The 15,704-nt window shown below is 72.3% G+C and carries 13 protein-coding genes; 7 read left to right on the top strand and 6 right to left on the bottom strand.

The features are described from left to right. Nucleotides 1-84 precede the first annotated feature (84 nt). Nucleotides 85-1,041, bottom strand: coding sequence for an immunity 49 family protein (locus tag ACIQWG_RS13710; RefSeq protein ID WP_404094415.1), 957 nt, complete (start codon nt 1,039-1,041; stop codon nt 85-87). Between the two features lie 189 nt (nt 1,042-1,230). Between ACIQWG_RS13710 and ACIQWG_RS13705 the strand changes: the two genes are divergently transcribed. Both ACIQWG_RS13705 and ACIQWG_RS13700 read left to right on the top strand, forming a co-directional pair. Continuing rightward, nucleotides 1,231-2,628: a 2-oxoadipate dioxygenase/decarboxylase family protein gene (locus tag ACIQWG_RS13705; RefSeq protein WP_404094412.1), complete on the top strand. Its 1,398-nt coding sequence runs from the start codon at nt 1,231-1,233 to the stop codon at nt 2,626-2,628. Between the two features lie 29 nt (nt 2,629-2,657). Continuing rightward, nucleotides 2,658-4,187, top strand: coding sequence for an aldehyde dehydrogenase family protein (locus tag ACIQWG_RS13700; protein WP_404094411.1), 1,530 nt, complete (start codon nt 2,658-2,660; stop codon nt 4,185-4,187). 20 nt (nt 4,188-4,207) lie between these two features. Here ACIQWG_RS13700 and ACIQWG_RS13695 read toward each other — a convergent pair whose 3' ends face one another. Together ACIQWG_RS13695 and ACIQWG_RS13690 are read right to left on the bottom strand one after the other, a co-directional pair. Next, on the bottom strand, nt 4,208-5,764 hold the full coding sequence (locus ACIQWG_RS13695) for an MFS transporter (RefSeq protein ID WP_404095841.1): 1,557 nt from the start codon (nt 5,762-5,764) through the stop codon (nt 4,208-4,210). Between the two features lie 300 nt (nt 5,765-6,064). After that, entirely contained in the window at nt 6,065-6,661 is a 597-nt protein-coding gene (locus tag ACIQWG_RS13690) for a TetR/AcrR family transcriptional regulator (protein ID WP_404094409.1), read from the bottom strand. Nucleotides 6,662-6,793: 132 nt separating this feature from the next. Here ACIQWG_RS13690 and ACIQWG_RS13685 point away from each other — a divergent pair, with 132 nt between their 5' ends. Beyond that, nucleotides 6,794-7,705 carry an NAD(P)-dependent oxidoreductase gene (locus ACIQWG_RS13685; protein ID WP_404094407.1) on the top strand — a complete coding sequence of 304 codons (912 nt, stop codon included), beginning with the start codon at nt 6,794-6,796 and terminating at the stop codon, nt 7,703-7,705. A gap of 19 nt (nt 7,706-7,724) precedes the next feature. On the opposite strand, the gene ACIQWG_RS13680 is transcribed toward ACIQWG_RS13685, so the two are convergent. The 3 genes from ACIQWG_RS13680 to ACIQWG_RS13670 are packed head-to-tail and all read right to left on the bottom strand — an operon-like array spanning nt 7,725 to nt 9,794. Beyond that, nucleotides 7,725-8,945: an RNA polymerase sigma factor gene (locus ACIQWG_RS13680; RefSeq protein ID WP_404094404.1), complete on the bottom strand. Its 1,221-nt coding sequence runs from the start codon at nt 8,943-8,945 to the stop codon at nt 7,725-7,727. A gap of 7 nt (nt 8,946-8,952) precedes the next feature. Continuing rightward, nucleotides 8,953-9,306: a YciI family protein gene (locus ACIQWG_RS13675; RefSeq protein ID WP_404094401.1), complete on the bottom strand. Its 354-nt coding sequence runs from the start codon at nt 9,304-9,306 to the stop codon at nt 8,953-8,955. Further along, a complete protein-coding gene (locus ACIQWG_RS13670) occupies nt 9,303-9,794 on the bottom strand; it encodes a VOC family protein (RefSeq protein WP_404094398.1) in 492 nt (163 codons plus the stop codon). The genes ACIQWG_RS13675 and ACIQWG_RS13670 overlap by 4 nt, the downstream gene beginning before the upstream one ends. Nucleotides 9,795-9,975: 181 nt before the next feature. Here ACIQWG_RS13670 and ACIQWG_RS13665 point away from each other — a divergent pair, with 181 nt between their 5' ends. From ACIQWG_RS13665 to ACIQWG_RS13650, 4 genes are all read left to right on the top strand, one after another. Next, nucleotides 9,976-11,709 carry a serine/threonine-protein kinase gene (locus ACIQWG_RS13665; RefSeq protein WP_404094395.1) on the top strand — a complete coding sequence of 578 codons (1,734 nt, stop codon included), beginning with the start codon at nt 9,976-9,978 and terminating at the stop codon, nt 11,707-11,709. An 80-nt stretch (nt 11,710-11,789) separates the two neighbouring features. After that, entirely contained in the window at nt 11,790-12,644 is an 855-nt protein-coding gene (locus ACIQWG_RS13660) for an ABC transporter ATP-binding protein (protein ID WP_404094392.1), read from the top strand. Then, nucleotides 12,641-13,627 carry an iron-siderophore ABC transporter substrate-binding protein gene (locus tag ACIQWG_RS13655; protein WP_404094391.1) on the top strand — a complete coding sequence of 329 codons (987 nt, stop codon included), beginning with the start codon at nt 12,641-12,643 and terminating at the stop codon, nt 13,625-13,627. Before ACIQWG_RS13660 ends, ACIQWG_RS13655 begins: the two co-directional genes overlap by 4 nt. A gap of 4 nt (nt 13,628-13,631) precedes the next feature. Continuing rightward, on the top strand, nt 13,632-15,698 hold the full coding sequence (locus ACIQWG_RS13650; protein ID WP_404094388.1) for an iron ABC transporter permease: 2,067 nt from the start codon (nt 13,632-13,634) through the stop codon (nt 15,696-15,698). Nucleotides 15,699-15,704 lie beyond the last annotated feature (6 nt).

Genomic DNA, 15,704 nt, shown 5'->3' with positions numbered 1-15,704 from the left:
GACCCTGACGGCGGTGTGTGCCGGCGCCACGGACTGTACGGGAGCACGCGCGACCCGTGACGGTGAACGGGTCGGCGGGTCGGGCTACTTGACGGCCACCCATCCGCCCGACGGGGTCTCGCCACCCTCCGTCGCACCACGCAACGCGTCCGGGGAACCCAGCAGGTCCTTCGGCAGATAGCCGGACGAGACGGACGGCTCCCACCCGTGCACCTGGACCGCGAGAGCCGCTACCGCGAGGGCTCCGAGGGGCAGCAGAGTCCTGGGGGCCGGATCGGGTCCGACGCCCTGCCGGTGCTCGACGAGCCGGGCGACCAGAGCCTCGGTGAAGGCCTCGCGGTCATCGTCGAGGAGGACCCGGAGGAGCCGCTGGTCCGGTGTGGGAGCGCCGACCGCGTCCAACTGCCGTGCAGCCCGCGCACGTTCCTCGCCGTCCGGCTTGCGCAGGGGCACGGTGGGCCAGTCGCGGGGCAGATGCCCGCGTGCCTCGGCCAGGTAGCCGCAGAGCGCGTCCATCGCGGCGAGGTCCGCCGGGGCCGACGTCGAGGTCAGCTTCGAGTACGGCACCCCGTCCCGGATCGCCGGCGCGTAGTCGCCCCGGAGCAGCAGCCCGATCACCCGCCGCCACTCCCACACCGAGCCACTGACCACGCACAGCGCGAACGTGTCGAGCCAGGTGCGTGCCGTCGGCGCCTCGTCGGCCGCGTCGCCGAACGAGACGTCCTCGCTGCTGAGCGTCTCGTCGACGAGCGGCAGGAGGATCTCCTGATCACCCTTGGGGAAACAGCCGATGCTCAGAATCCCCAAGGAGCACTCCGCGGCGGTGCGCAGAGCGGCTCGCGACGGCTCGTCGAGCGCGGAGTCCCGCCGGATCCCGGCGGCCACGTGGTCGAGGAGCTCGTCACGCAGCGCCCGCAGCTTGCCCTGCGAGGGGCCGTCGTAGCGCATCGAATGCCAACGCGCCCTGGTGCGCGGGCCGATGTCGTCCAGCGCCTCGGTCATCCCTCGCTCGCCGACCTCGTGGCACTCCACTTCCCGCACGACGTCTGTCCCCTCATGATCTTCAGCTCGGAACTCGGCACCCTACCGAACAGGTGGGACAGCCCGGCCGTGCACTCGTCCAGTCGAGCGTCGATGGACGTCCCCAGGGGCCTTGCTGCACGATGACGCACGGACAGCTGATCGACATCCCTGTTGGTATTCGGCACCTCTCGACCGGAAGGGCGAACCATGTCGACGATCAGTCAGTGGCAGCTGCGAGCCGCGTTCGCGGTGCGGCTGTCGGAGATGTACGGGCGGGAGGTTCCCGCCTACACCACGCTCGTCGACGTCTCACGCGAGGTCAACGAGGACGTCCTGGGCACCCGCGGAGCCGACGCCGAACGCCTCGGCTCCATCGGCCGGGTGACCGCCGAGCGGCACGGCGCGATCCGCGTCGGCACCCCCCGCGAGCTGGCCCAGGTCGCCCGTGTCTTCGGCGCGCTCGGCATGCACCCGGTCGGCTTCTACGACCTGCGGGAGGCCGCCGCCAGCGCCGTCCCCGTCGTCTCCACCGCCTTCCGCCCGGTCGACGGCGAGGAACTCGCGCTCAATCCCTTCCGGGTGTTCACCTCCATGCTCACCACCGCCGACCCCCGCTTCTTCGACGCCGACCTGCGCGCACGCCTCGAAGCCTTCCTCGCCGCCCGCGAACTGTTCCCGCCGGAACTGCTCGCCCTGGCCGACCGCGCCGCCGCCGAGCGTGAACTGCCCGAGAGCGAAGCCGAACGGTTCCTCCAACTCGCCGTAGCCGCCTTCGAGTTGTCGCGCGAGCCGGTGGACCGGGCGTGGTACCGGACCCTGGAGCGGATCTCCGCGGTCGCCGCGGACGTCGGCGGTGTGCGCAGCACCCACATCAACCACCTCACCCCGCGCGTCCTGGACATCGACGACCTGTACCGCCGGATGACCGACCGCGGCATCGAGATGATCGACACCATCCAGGGCCCACCCGCCTGGAAGGGACCGGACGTCCTGCTCCGGCAGACCTCCTTCCGCGCGCTCGCCGAGCCGCGCCCGATGCGCCTGGCCGACGGCAGCGTCGAGGACGGCGCCCTACGCGTGCGCTTCGGCGAGGTCGAGGCCCGCGGCATCGCCCTCACCCGCGAGGGCCGCGCCCTGTACGACGAACTCCTCGGCCGCGTCGACGAGCAGACCTCGGCGAACCCGACGGCGGCCCGCGGCGACCTCGCACGTGGTGTGTGGGAGCGGCACATGCCCGGCAGCGAAGCGGAACTGGCCGCGAAGGGTCTGGCCTATTTCACCTACCGCCTCGCCGACGAGCGGCCGAGCGACGCCGGCCGCCCGCCCGCGACCGTCGACGCACTGGTGCGGCAGGGCTGGCTGCACGCCGAGCCCATCGTCTACGAGGACTTCCTGCCCCGCTCCGCCGCCGGGATCTTCCAGTCCAACCTCAGCGGCGAGGGCACCCGCTACGGCGACCAGGAGGGCACGGCCTACGACGCCGCCCGGCTCGCCGGCGCCATCGGCCGCGACGTACTGGACCCCTACGCCCTCTACGCACGGCAGCAGGCGGACTCCCTCGGCCGGGTCGCCCGCGAACTCGACCTCCCCGACCTCCTCGGCTGACCCCTCACACGCGCAAGGGACGGACCATCATGACCAGCACCGCACTGCCCACCACGGACGACCTCCGCACCCGCGCCCGCGGGGCGCTGGAGCGCATCGGAGTCACCGTCCCCGAGGGCGAGGACCTCCAGGCCCGCACCCCCGTCACCGGCGAGCACCTCTTCGGACTGAGGGCCGCCGCCGACGCCGACACGGAAGAGGCGGTCGCGGCGGCACGGGCGGCCTTCCTGACCTGGCGCACGACCCCCGCACCGCGGCGTGGCGAACTCGTCCGCCGGCTCGGCGAGTTGCTGCGTGAGCACAAGGGCGAGCTGGCCGACCTCGTCACCATCGAGGCGGGCAAGATCCGCTCCGAGGCGCTCGGCGAGGTCCAGGAGATGATCGACATCTGCGAGTTCGCGGTCGGCCTGTCCCGCCAGCTGTACGGCCGTACGATCGCCTCCGAACGGCCCGGCCACCGACTCGCCGAGACCTGGCACCCGCTCGGCGTGGTGGGTGTCATCTCCGCCTTCAACTTCCCCGTGGCCGTGTGGTCGTGGAACACCGCCGTTGCCCTGGTCTGCGGCGACACCGTGGTCTGGAAGCCCTCGGAACTGACCCCGCTGACCGCCCTGGCCTGCCACCACCTGCTGGCCCGCGCCGCCGAGGAGACCGGCGCGCCCCGTGACGTGCACCGACTCCTGCTCGGCGACCGCGCGGTGGGCGAGAAGCTCGTCGACGACCCCCGCGTCGCCCTCGTCAGCGCCACCGGCTCCACCCGCATGGGCCGCGAGGTCGGCCCGCGCGTCGCCGCCCGCTTCGGCCGGACCCTGCTCGAACTCGGCGGCAACAACGCCGCGATCGTCGCCCCGTCCGCCGACCTCGACCTCGCCGTCCAGGGCATCGTCTTCGCCGCGGCCGGCACCGCGGGCCAGCGCTGCACCAGCCTGCGGCGCCTCATCGTGCACCGCGACATCGCCGACACCCTGATCGAACGGCTGACCGCCGCCTACCGCAAACTCCCGATCGGCAGCCCCTTCGAGGACACCACGCTCGTCGGCCCGCTCATCTCCACCGAGGCCCACACCCGCATGCGGGACGCGCTGGCCCGGGTCCAGGCGCAGGGCGGCAAGATCCTGGTGGGCGGCAACCGCCGGCTGGCCGAGCAGGCGGGGACGGCCGCCTACGTGGAGCCGGTCGTCGTCCGCGTCGACGAACAGACCGACGTCGTCCGGGAGGAGACCTTCGCCCCCATCCTGTACGTCCTCACCTACGACACCCTCGACCAGGCGATCGCGCTGCACAACGACGTCCCGCAGGGGCTGTCGTCCAGCATCTTCACCCGCGACCAGCAGGAGGCCGAGATCTTCCTGTCCGCCGCCGGCTCGGACTGCGGCATCGCCAACGTCAACATCGGCACGTCGGGGGCCGAGATCGGCGGCGCCTTCGGCGGTGAGAAGGAGACCGGCGGCGGCCGCGAGTCCGGCTCCGACGCCTGGAAGTCCTACATGCGCGCGGCGACCAACACCATCAACTACTCCAGCGAGCTCCCGCTCGCCCAGGGGGTCAGCTTCCTCTGAGCGGCCGCCGTTTCGGGCTGCTACGGCTGCGGCGCCGTGGGCGTCCGACCGGGCGTGCGCTCCTCCTGGTCCGCGTCCTGGGACGTGACCGCCCGCCCGCCGGGGTGCCGCAGGGCGCACAGGAAGCCGACGCCCAGGGCGATGGCCATGCCGTAGAACACCCACTGGTTGGCCTCGGCGAAGTCCATGCGGATCGCGTTCATCGCGTTCCGCGTGGCCGTGGCGACGGCTCCCGAGCCGGTGGGCGTGCTGGAGTCGCCGTTGCCGGTGATGGACTCGGTGACGCCGTGGGCCACGTCGTCCGCGACGTTCGAGGGCAGGCCGCGGGCCTCCAGGGTGTTCGTCACGTTGGTGTTGGTGACGTGGGTCAGGATGGTGCCGAAGACGGCGAGGCCCACGCTCGCCGCGTAGTTGCGCACCGTCTGGGTGATGCCCGTGACCTCGCCGTAGGAGGGACCGATGGCCCGGTTGACGGCGTCGGTGGAGGCGGGGGCGAGGATGAAGCCGATGCCCGCGCCGGCCAGGGCCGCGTACGGCCACTGGTCGTGCATGGACAGATCGGTGAGCTTGCCCGCCCACAGCGCGAACCCGACGGCGCCCACCACCGTGCCCAGCTTCAGCGCCGGGCGCGCGCCCTGCTTGTCGAGGATCCGGCCGCCCCACTGCGAGGCGATGGCGAACCCGGCGAAGAAGTACAGCAGGAACAGCGCTGCCTGGTTGGGGGAGGCGCTCAGCGACACCTGGGCGTACACGGAGGCGAAGAAGAACAGCGGTACGAAGGCGAGCATCGCGAAGAACAGCACCGCCGCGTCCATGGTGAACGCCCGGTCCCGGAAGACCCGCAGATCGATCAGCGGATTGCGCACCCTCTGCTCGTACCGGACGAACACCAGCAGGATCACCAGGCCACCCGCGATGCAGCCCCAGGTCGCGGCGCTGTCCCAGCCCCAGGACCACGCCTGCTGGAAGCCGAGGACGCTCAGGCCCATGCCGATGGCCATCAGCGCGGCTCCCGGCACGTCGAGGGTGCCCGGTCGCCTCCGGTCCGCGATGTGGGCCCACGCGGTCAGGGCCAGCGCCACGACGGCCACGGGGACATTGACCCAGAACACCGCACGCCAGGTCCAGCCCGCCGTCAGCCAGCCGCCCAACAGCGGGCCGATGGCGGTCAACGCGCCGGACAGCCCGAAGAACAGCGCCAGGGCACGGCCGCGCCGCTCGGGTGGGAACACCGCCACCACCACGGCCAGTGCCGCCGGGAACAGCAGCGCCGCCCCGAGCCCCTGAACGGCCCGGAACCCGATCAGCCAGGCCTGCGCCCCGTCGCCCTTGGGCACGCAGCCGCACAGCACCGACGAGATGACGAACACCATCGTGCCGATCACGACCAGCCTGCGCGGACCGTACAGGTCCGCCAGACGCCCGCCGAGGGCGAAGAACGCGGCGAGGGCGAGCAGATAGGCGTTCACGACCCACTGCATGCCGGAGGCCGACAGGCCCAGTTCGCGGACGATGTCGGGGGCGGCGATGGAGACGATCGTCTGGTCGATGAACGTCATCGCGACGGCGAACATCATCGCCGCCAGCGCCACGGTCTGCCGTGGTGCCGAACCGGATACGGACGTGGCCTCGCCACGTCCTGAAGACGTGCCAGTCACCCGTCCAGTCTGCGTCGGACCGGCCGTCGCCGCATCAGCAGCGGCCGGAGGCCGCCGTGGGGGGTTCCGGCCCGCTGGGGGAGTCCCCCGGGGGCCCGCCGTCTTGGGCAGGGACGGTCCGACCATCGCGAGACCCACAGGCAACCGCAGCCATGACTGATCCACCGTCAATTATTCGGGTCGGCAGAGCCGTTGGGCCCGGGGCGTTGTCCGGTGGGATCAACCGGCGCCGTGCACCGCGCCGTCGAGCAGCGGACCGAGTTCCCGCGCCACCGTCGTCAGCGGCCGTACGTCGCGCTCGGCCCGCGCCATCAGGATCGCCCCCTCCAGTGCGCTGATCATGAGGGTGGCGAGCGCGCCGGCCCGCTCGTCGGGCACTCCCATGTCCACCAGGGCCACGGTCACCGGCCCGGTCCAGGTGGCGAACGCAGCGGCCGCCGCCTCCCGCGTGGAGTCGATGGACTCGGCGCAGTCCACCGTGGCCGCCGCGACGGGACAGCCGCCCGCGAACCCGACGGCCTCGTACTCGTCGGTCCACTGGCGCACCATCAGCGCGAACAGCCCGCCGGGTGTCGGCTCGTCCAGCGCGGCGAGGAACCGGGCGACGCGATCGCTCGCGTACCGGCCCGCCCATCCCAGGGCCTCGTTGACCAACTGTTCCTTGCCGCCCGGGAAGTAGTGCTGGAGCGAGCCGCGAGGCGCGCCGGCGTGCGCGGCGACCTCACGCATCCCCGTGGCCGCGACCCCGTCACGCCGGATCAGCTGCGCTGCGCTGAACACCATCCGCTCCCGCGGTCCCCGTTCGGACACCGCCATCCCGACCTCCCGGAGTCTCGTCACCTTCCCGCGCCATCCTATGACCGCTGTCATAGAGGCGACTACTATGACCGCTGTCATAGTGGGCGACGACGGCTCGACCTCCGCGCGAGCCGGAAACGGCGGTGCATCGTGTACGTGGGTTTCATCGGCCTGGGAGTCATGGGCCGCCCCATGGCGCTCAACCTCGCCCGCTCCGGGACACCGCTCCTCGTGTGGAACCGCACGCCCGAGCGCTGCGAACCCCTGCGCGCCGCCGGCGCCGAGGTCGCCGCCGGTGCGGCCGAGGTGTTCGAGCGGGCCGGCGTCGTGTTCCTGATGCTGGCCGACGAACCCGCCATCGACGCGGTCCTCGCACGTGGCACACCCGCATTCGCGCCCAGGGTCTCCGGACGCACCGTCGTCCACATGGGCACCACCTCGCCGGAGTACTCGGGCGCGCTGCGGGACGATCTCCTGGCCGCGGGGGCGAGTTATGTCGAGGCGCCCGTCTCCGGCTCCCGGGTCCCGGCGGAGCAGGGGCGGTTGGTGGCGCTGCTGGCGGGCGACGACGACGCCGTGGCGAGGGTGCGTCCGCTGCTCGCCCCCCTCTGCCGTGAGGCCTTCGACTGCGGTGCCGTACCGGGTGCCCTGCTGATGAAGCTGTCGGTGAACCTGTTCCTGATCGCGCAGGTGACCGGGCTGACCGAAGCGTTCCATTTCGCCGACCGGCACGGACTCGACCGGCGGCTGTTCGTCGACGTCCTGGACGCGGGACCGATGGCCAGCGCCGTGTCCCGGATGAAGGCGCCGAAGCTGCTGGCGCGGGACTTCTCCGTGCAGGCCGGCGCCGCGGACGTACTGAAGAACAACCGTCTGATCGCCGAGGCCGCCCGCAAGAACGGACTGGCCTCACCCCTCCTCGACATCTGCCACACCCTCTTCGACGAGACCGTCGCCCAGGGGCACGGCGACGAGGACATGGTGGCGGTCTTGCACGCGATCGAGGCACGCGGCGACGGGACGGTCCCGGCAGGCGGGGACGGGCAGGGGCCGGACGCATGAGCCGAGGGCCGGAACTCGCTCAGGAGGAGGCGCGTTCCTGGAGCAGAACACGTTCGGCCGGGTTGGTGGTCAGGTCCAGGGCGAGCCGGTCCGCGGCACGGGCCTCCTCGGGCCGGTCCAGCGCGCGCAGCAGGTCGGCCCGGGTCGCGTGGAACAGGTAGTAGCCGTCGAGGTCCGCGGCCAGGCTGTTCACCGCGGCCAGGGCGGCCGGCGGGCCCTGGGTGTACCTCAGCGCGATGGCCCGGTGCAGGCGGGTGACCGGTGACGGGGCGAGGTGCAGCAGCATGTCGTACAGCAGCACGATCTGCTCCCAGTCGGTGTCCGCCCAGCGCGCCGCCTCCGCGTGGACGGCCACGATGGCGGCCTGGAGCTGGTACGGCCCTGGGCGCTGCCGCCGGATGGCGCGGGTCAGCAGGGCCGCTGCTGCCGCGATCGTCTCGTGGTCCCACAGGGAGCGGTCCTGGTCCGCCAGCCGCACCAGGGTGCCCTCCGGGGTGAAGCGGGCGGCCGTACGGGCGCGGTGCAGCCGGATCAGCGCCAGCAGCCCCGCCACCTCCGGCTCGGTCGGCATCAGCCGGTCCAGCAGGGCCGCCAGCCACTCGGCGTCGTCGGCCAGGTCGTGCGACTGCGCCTGTCCGGCGGTGGACAGGTAGCCCTCGTTGAACAGCAGGTAGATCACCGCGAGCACCTGGGAGAGGCGACTGCCGAGCTCCTCGTCGTCGGGCACCCGGTACGGGATCCCCGCCTTGGTGATCTTCTGCTTGGCCCGCGTGATGCGCTGCGCCACGGTGGACTCCCGCACCAGGAACGCACGGGCGATCTGTGCCGTGGTCAGCCCGCACACCACCCGCAGGGTGAGGGCGATCTGCGCCTCCCGCGTCAGCGCCGGGTGGCAGCAGGTGAAGATCAGCCGCAGCCGCCCGTCCGGCTCCGGCCCGTCGCCGTCGTCCGGCGGCCACCGCAATCGGGCGAGCTTGCGCCGGTAGTTCTCCTGGCGGCGCAGCAGATCGAGCCCGCGCCGCCGGGCCACGGTGAACAGCCACGCGTCCGGCCGCTCCGGGATGCCGTCCTGCGGCCAGGTCCTGAGCGCCACCAGCACGGCGTCCTGCACCAGATCCTCGGCGGTGGCGAAGTCGCCGGTCACCTGGATCAGCGCACCGGCCAGCCGGCCCGCGTGCTCCCGGACCACGTGGGCCAGCCGGTCGTGCGACTCGGCCGCTTCGTACGGCGACGAGTTCACCGGGCGCTCACTTCATCGGGCCGGTCTCCACCGGTCGGATCTCGACCACCGGGCAGCCGGGCCAGGTGCGGACCATGCGCAGGGCCTCGTCGAGGTCGGCCACCTCGATCTCGGAGTAGCCGCTGACGACCTCCTTGCCCTCGACGAACGGCCCGTCGACCACGACCGGCTCGCCGCCCTCCAGCCGTACGGTCGTCGCCGTCTCCGGGTCCCGCAGCTTCTGCCCGCCGGTGATCTTGTCGGCGTGAGCGGCCATCCACTCGTTGACCCGCTCGAACGCCCGGGCCCGCTCGGCCGGGCCCATCGCCCGCAGTTCCTGGGCGAACTCCTCGGTCTCGACGAAGAGCAGTACGTACTTCATCCCTGGCCTCCCTGTCCCATCATGGCGGCCATCCGCCGCTCCGCCTCCTCGGAGGACACGTCCTCCACATGGGTGGCCACGGTCCACCAGTGCCCGTACGGGTCCACGATCGTTCCGTCCCGGTCCCCGTAGAACTGGTCCTGCGGCGCCCGCGCGAGCGTCGCCCCCAGCTCCACGGCCCGGCCGACCACCGCGTCCACATTCTCGACGTAGACGAACAGGAACGTGGGGCTGCCCGGCAGCCCGCTCGCGGGCGGAGCCTCGGTCCCCAGCATCGGCGACGGGTCCTCGACGATGACGACGGAGTCCCCGATCTCGATCTCGGCGTGCGCGACGGTCCCGCCGGGCCCGGGGAACCGCAGCCGTTCGGTGGCCCCGAACACCTCGCGGTAGAACTCGAGCGCCTTCGCGGCGCCTTGGACGACCAGGCACGGGGTGACCCGGCGGTAGGTGTCGGGAACCGGCTTCGGTGCGGGTGTCGACGACATGTTCTCGCCTCCTTCGTGTTGTTGCTGAGCAGGGCGGGACTGCCCTGCTACTGAGAAGACGATCGGCGGCCCCGCGGATACGACAGCCGCACCGACGACTTTCCCCGGCGCGTCCGTCCGACGCGGCCCCCATGATCGGAGCCTGTCAACGGTGTCGGTGCCGGCCGTTAAGCTCCCGCCCATGAGTGAGGCAGACAGAGGCCCTGGCAGACGAGTCGTCGACGGACGCTTCGAGTTGGAAGCGCGTCTCGGCGGCGGGGGAATGGGCACGGTCTGGCGGGCCAGGGACCTGGTGCTGCACAGGCTGGTGGCGGTCAAGGAGGTCCGCCCGCCCGACCGGGACCTCGCCGAGTACGACCCCGAGGGCGCGCGGATGCTGCGCGAGCGGGTGCTGCGCGAGGCCAGGGCACTGGCCCGGATCGACCATCCGAACGTCGTCACGATCCACCACATAGTCGACGGCGGCGACGGCACATACCCCTGGCTCGTCATGGAGCTGGTCAGCGGTGGTTCACTGGCCGACCTGCTGGACCGGGGGCCGATGCCGCCCGCCGAGGCCGCGCGGATCGGCAGGGGAGTGCTGGCCGCGCTGACCGCCGCGCACGAGGCCGGCATCCAGCATCGGGACGTCAAACCCGCCAACGTGCTGCTGCGACCCGACGGCCGCCCCGTCCTCACCGACTTCGGCATCGCGGCGATCCGCGAGACGTCCAGCCTGACCGCCACCGGCTCCATCATCGGTACCGCCGACTTCATGGCCCCGGAACGGATCTCGGGGCACGAGGGCGGCGCCGCCTCCGACCTGTGGTCGCTGGCGATGATGATGTACACGGCGGTGGAGGGCCACCACCCGCTCCGCCGGGGCAGCACCCTGGCCACCCTGGCCGCGGTCCTCAGCGACGACGTGCCGCCGCCCGTACGAGCCGGTGCGCTGGGCGACGTCCTGATGCGCGTGCTCGTGCGGGACCCCGCGGCCCGGCCGTCCGCCGCCGAACTGGACCGCCTGCTGGGCGAGATCGAGTCAGGGGCGCCCCGCCGGGACGCGGTGCGGGACGAGCCCACCTCGTACTCACTGAACCCGCCGCCCGCCTCACCCTGGACCCCGGGCACCTCCGCCCCGCCGACCACACCGGTCCCCTTCGGTGCCACGCCCTCGCCGGCCGCGCCCACCGGCTTCGGGCCGCCGCTCCACCCCGGGCCCGCGTTCCCGCCACCCCAGCCGGTCACCACGCCCGTGCGGTCGGACCGTCGACGCACGCCCGGACGGGCGGTATTGCTGAGCGTCTCCGGGACCTCCCTCATCGGCGCCGTGGTCCTGGTGTCGTGGCTGCTGCCCCTGGGAAGCGGCGCGGACGACTCGGACGCGCGAAACCCGTCCAGTACCGCCTCGGACCGGGAGCCGACCGAGTCCTCGACCACCGCTGCTCCCGCCGCCGAGCGGTCGGGGGACGCGCAGAGCGCCGACCTGCTCACCCCGGACGGTATCCGCACCGCCATCAAGGCCCTGGAGAAGGAGACCGGCCGGGACAGGTTCGGCGACTTCACCGTCTACGAGGACTTCGTGTCGGCCCAGGTGATGGTCGACGGCAGCGACACCAAGTACGACTCCTACACCTACCGCCCGGGACGAGGAGTGGAGCAGGGCATCATCAAGAGCTCCCTCGCCGGCGGTGAACAGCCCGTCAGCCTCGACGGGTTCAACTGGGACGCGGTGCCCGCGCTGCTCGCCGAGGCGGACAAGAAGCTCAACGTCGACGACCCGGACACCCGTTACGTCATGGTGAGGCAACCCAACGACATCTTCGACACCCCGGCCGGTCTCGCCGTCTACCTGACCGACGACTACGGCCAGGCCGGCTACCTGGAGGCCGACACCCGGGGCAAGGTCACCGACGTGTCACCGGCGGAGGACTGACCTTTGGCCGGTCTTCGCCTTGTGCCGGTCTCCTCCCACCCCCTTACAGGTGGAATTTAGGTTAGGCTAACCTATGTCGCGTGCAGGCAGGCGAAGAAACCTCCGCGGCGAGATCCCGCGGTCATGAACTGACGGCCACGGATGTCACCGTGGCCTACGAGGGCGTCGACGTCGTACACGGCGCGTCGGTGACCCTGCGGCCGGGGCAAGTGACCGTGCTGGTGGGTCCGAACGGCAGCGGGAAGTCGACGTTGCTGCGCACCATCGCGCGGTTGCAGCGGCCCAGGACCGCCACGCTCGTCATCGACGACACCGACGGACTGGCGCTGACGCCTCGTGAGTTCTCACGCAGGGTCGCCCTGTTGACCCAGGGCCGCCCCACCCCCGGCGGCCTGACCGTACGGGACGTCGTCGAGTTCGGCCGCTATCCGTACCGGGGCCGCTGGGGCAGGGCCGACCCGGACGGCCCGGCCGCGGTCGAACGCGCGCTCGCCATGACCGGCGTCGCCGAACTCGCCGGGCGCGGCGCGGAACACCTCTCCGGCGGACAGCTCCAGCGGGTATGGCTCGCCGGCTGCCTCGCCCAGGAGACCGGCGTACTGCTCCTCGACGAGCCGACGACCTACCTCGACCTGCGCTACCAGATCGAACTCCTCGACCTCGTCCGCGACCTGGCCGACGACCACGGGATCGCCGTCGGCGCCGTCCTGCACGACCTGGACCAGGCCGCGGCCCTCGCCGACCGGATCGTGCTGCTCCACGACGGGCGGATCGCCGCGGAAGGACTCCCCGAGGACGTACTGACGGCCGAGCGGCTGACCGGCGTCTACGGCATCCGCATCGAAGTCGGCACCGACCCCCTGACCGGACGGCTGCGCACCCGTGCGATCGGCCGGCACCACACCCGAACCGAAAGGCTCAGCACACCCTCATGAGACGCCTGATCACGACCGCGGCGGCCGCCACCGCCGCGGCGCTCGCCCTGACCGCCTGCGGCACCACCGAGCCCGCCGCCGACAGCGCCGACGCGAAGAAGACCGGCGAGGGCATCACCCTCACCGACGCCTCCGGCACCGAGGTCGAACTCGACGGGCCCGCCAAGAAGGTCGTCGGAACCGAGTGGCACGAGGTCGAGCTCCTGATATCGCTCGGCGTCGACCCGGTCGGCGTCGCCGACGTCAAGGGCTACAAGACCTGGGACAGCGCGGTCCCGCTCAAGAACGAGCCCAAGGACATCGGCACCCGCGGCGAGCCCAGCATGGACACCATCGCCGCCCTGAAGCCTGACCTCATCGTCGCCAGCACCGACCTGGCGCCGGCCGCCGTGAAGCAACTGCGCAAGGTCGCGCCCGTCGTGGAGGTACGGTCCGCCAGCGCCGCCGACCCGATCGGGCAGATGACCAAGAACCTCGACCTGCTCGCCGAGGCCACCGGCACCACCGAGCGGGCCGAGGAACTCAAGGACGCCTTCGACGCGAAGGTCACCGAGGGCAAGAAGGCCCTCGCCGACGCCGGGCTCGCGGGCGCCCCGGTCGCCTTCGCCGACGGCTACGACATCTCCAACCAGATCTCCATCCGGCCGTACACCAGCGGCTCCCTGATCGGCGCCGTCAACGAGGAACTCGGCCTGAAGAACGCCTGGACCCTCAAGGGCGACAAGGACTACGGGCTCGGCACCACCGACGTCGAGGGCCTCACCGAGCTGGGCGACGACGTGCGGTTCGCCTACATCGGCAACGACGGGGACAAGGGCAGCACCCCGTTCACCGACGCCCTCGCCAAGGACAAGGTGTGGACCTCCCTGCCGTTCGTGAAGAAGGGCAACGTCCACCGACTCCCCGACGGCATCTGGATGTTCGGCGGCCAGGGGTCGATGGGGGCGTACATCGACGCCCTCGTCCAGGAGCTGACGAAGTAACACCATGGCCGTCACCGCAACACCTCCCGCCACCCGGCCGCAGTCCGCCACGTCCCGGACCGGCGCGGTCGCGGTGACGGCCGCTCTCGTCCTGCTGGTCGCCGCCCTCGCGGTCGTCGACATCACGCAGGGCACGGCCGCCGTCGGCGCCGGTGAGGTCCTCAAGGCGCTCACCGGCCGGGCCGACCCGGCCGACGCCTCCGTCGTCATCGCCTCCCGGCTGCCACGCATGACCGCCGGGCTGCTCGTCGGAGCGGTGCTCGGCATGGCCGGCGCCGCCCTCCAGACGGTCAGCCGCAACGTGCTCGCCTCGCCCGACACCCTCGCCGTGAACGCGGGTTCCTATCTGGCGCTCGGCCTCGTCGCCGTCACCGGGGTGTCGCTGCCGCTGGTCGCCTCCTCCGGCGTCGCCTTCGTCGGGGGCCTCGCGGCGGCCGCCGTCGTGCTCGGCCTGTCCGGGCTCGGCGCGGGCACCGTCCGCCTCGTGCTCGCCGGCAGCGCCCTCGCTCTCGGCCTGACCGCCGTGACCGAGGGGCTGCTCCTGCTCTTCCCGCAGGAGACACAGGGCCTGTACCGGTGGAACCAGGGCAGCATCGGCCAGAACGGCTTCGACGGCATCGTCCAGATCGCACCGCTCGGCGTCGTCGGCCTCGCAGGGCTGCTGCTGGTCGCACGCCGGGTCGATGCCCTGGCCCTCGGGGACGACGCCGCCCGCGGGATCGGCGTCCCCGTGCGCGCCACCCGGGTCACGGCGGTCGTCCTCGCGGTGCTGCTCTCCGCGGCGGCCGTCACGCTGGCCGGCCCGATCGGCTTCGTCGGTCTGTGCGCCCCCGCCCTGGTCCGTGCCCTCGCCCGCAGGTTCCACCGCTTCGCGCGCACCCGAGCGGGCCTGCCGATCACCGCCCTGACCGGTGCGGCACTGGTGCTCGGCTCGGACGTGCTGCTGCGGGCCCTCGTGCCCACGGACCTGGCGGTCGCCGTTCCGACGGGCGTCGTCACCAGCCTCGTCGGTGCCGTGTTCCTCGTCGTGATGGCCACCCGGCTGAAGGACACGGCCGCTGCCGCCGCGCCCGACCGGTTGCGCATCAGAAGCCGGACCGTGTTCCTCACGACCACCGCCGTCCTGGCCGCCGCGGTCGTCGGTGTGACGATCGCCGCCGTGCTGCTCGGCGACAGCAAACTGCTGCTGGGCGACGTCGTGAACTGGGCGCAGGGCAGGGCGGGCCGTACCGTCTCCTTCGTCCTCGACACCCGGGTGCCCCGGGTCCTCGCCGCGCTCCTCGCGGGTGCCGCGCTCGCCCTCGCCGGCACCCTCGTCCAAGCCGTGACCCGCAATCCGCTCGCGGAGCCCGGCGTCCTGGGCGTCTCCGGCGGGGCCGCGCTCGGCGCGGTGCTCCTCGTGACGACCGTGCCGTCCGCCGGATCCTGGGGCGTCGCGGGAGCGGCCTTCGCGGGCGCCGCCGTGAGCTCCGTGGTCGTCTTCGGACTCGCCGCGCGAGGCGGATTCCAGCAGAACCGGCTCGTCCTCGTCGGCATCGGCGTGGCCACCGGCACCACGGCGCTGGTCAGCCTGCTGATCGTCCTGACCGACCCGTTCAACGCGGCCAAGGCCCTCACCTGGCTGTCCGGCTCCACCTACGGCCGGTCCCTGTCCGACGTCGCGCCGCTGTCCGTCGTCCTCGCCGTGGGCCTGGCGGTCGCGGTCCTACGACGTGTCGAACTCGACCTCGTGTCCCTCGACGAGGACACCCCGAGACTGCTCGGGCTGAGCCTGGCATCCGGACGCCTCGGCTTCCTGCTGCTCAGCGTCCTGCTCAGCGCCACCGCCGTCGCCGCCGCGGGCACCATCGGTTTCGTGGGCCTCGTCGCCCCGCATGCGGCGCGGGCACTCGTGGGCCGACAGCACGTCCGGGTGGTCACGGTGGCCGTGCTGCTCGGCGCCGTACTCGTCTGCACCGCCGACCTGTTGGGCCGCACCGTGATCGCACCCGCCCAACTCGGCGCCGGCCTGATGACCGCGGTGATCGGCACGCCGTACTTCCTCCATCTGCTCGTGCGCAGCCGACGGTAGGGGCGC

The sequence above is a fragment of the Streptomyces sp. NPDC098781 genome (assembly GCF_044759995.1).
In the GTDB taxonomy this organism is placed as follows: Bacteria; Actinomycetota; Actinomycetes; order Streptomycetales; family Streptomycetaceae; genus Streptomyces.
The sequence above is the reverse complement of the archived record's forward strand: the minus strand, read 5'-3'. Positions and strand labels throughout refer to the sequence as shown.

Coding starts and splice junctions, on each gene's coding strand:
- ACIQWG_RS13675 (WP_404094401.1), bottom strand. CDS start 9,306: ATGAAGTACGTACTGCTCTTCGTCGAGACCGAGGAGTTCGCCCAGGAA.
- ACIQWG_RS13665 (WP_404094395.1), top strand. CDS start 9,976: ATGAGTGAGGCAGACAGAGGCCCTGGCAGACGAGTCGTCGACGGACGC.
- ACIQWG_RS13670 (WP_404094398.1), bottom strand. CDS start 9,794: ATGTCGTCGACACCCGCACCGAAGCCGGTTCCCGACACCTACCGCCGG.
- ACIQWG_RS13705 (WP_404094412.1), top strand. CDS start 1,231: ATGTCGACGATCAGTCAGTGGCAGCTGCGAGCCGCGTTCGCGGTGCGG.
- ACIQWG_RS13700 (WP_404094411.1), top strand. CDS start 2,658: ATGACCAGCACCGCACTGCCCACCACGGACGACCTCCGCACCCGCGCC.
- ACIQWG_RS13695 (WP_404095841.1), bottom strand. CDS start 5,764: ATGATGTTCGCCGTCGCGATGACGTTCATCGACCAGACGATCGTCTCC.
- ACIQWG_RS13650 (WP_404094388.1), top strand. CDS start 13,632: ATGGCCGTCACCGCAACACCTCCCGCCACCCGGCCGCAGTCCGCCACG.
- ACIQWG_RS13690 (WP_404094409.1), bottom strand. CDS start 6,661: ATGGCGGTGTCCGAACGGGGACCGCGGGAGCGGATGGTGTTCAGCGCA.
- ACIQWG_RS13655 (WP_404094391.1), top strand. CDS start 12,641: ATGAGACGCCTGATCACGACCGCGGCGGCCGCCACCGCCGCGGCGCTC.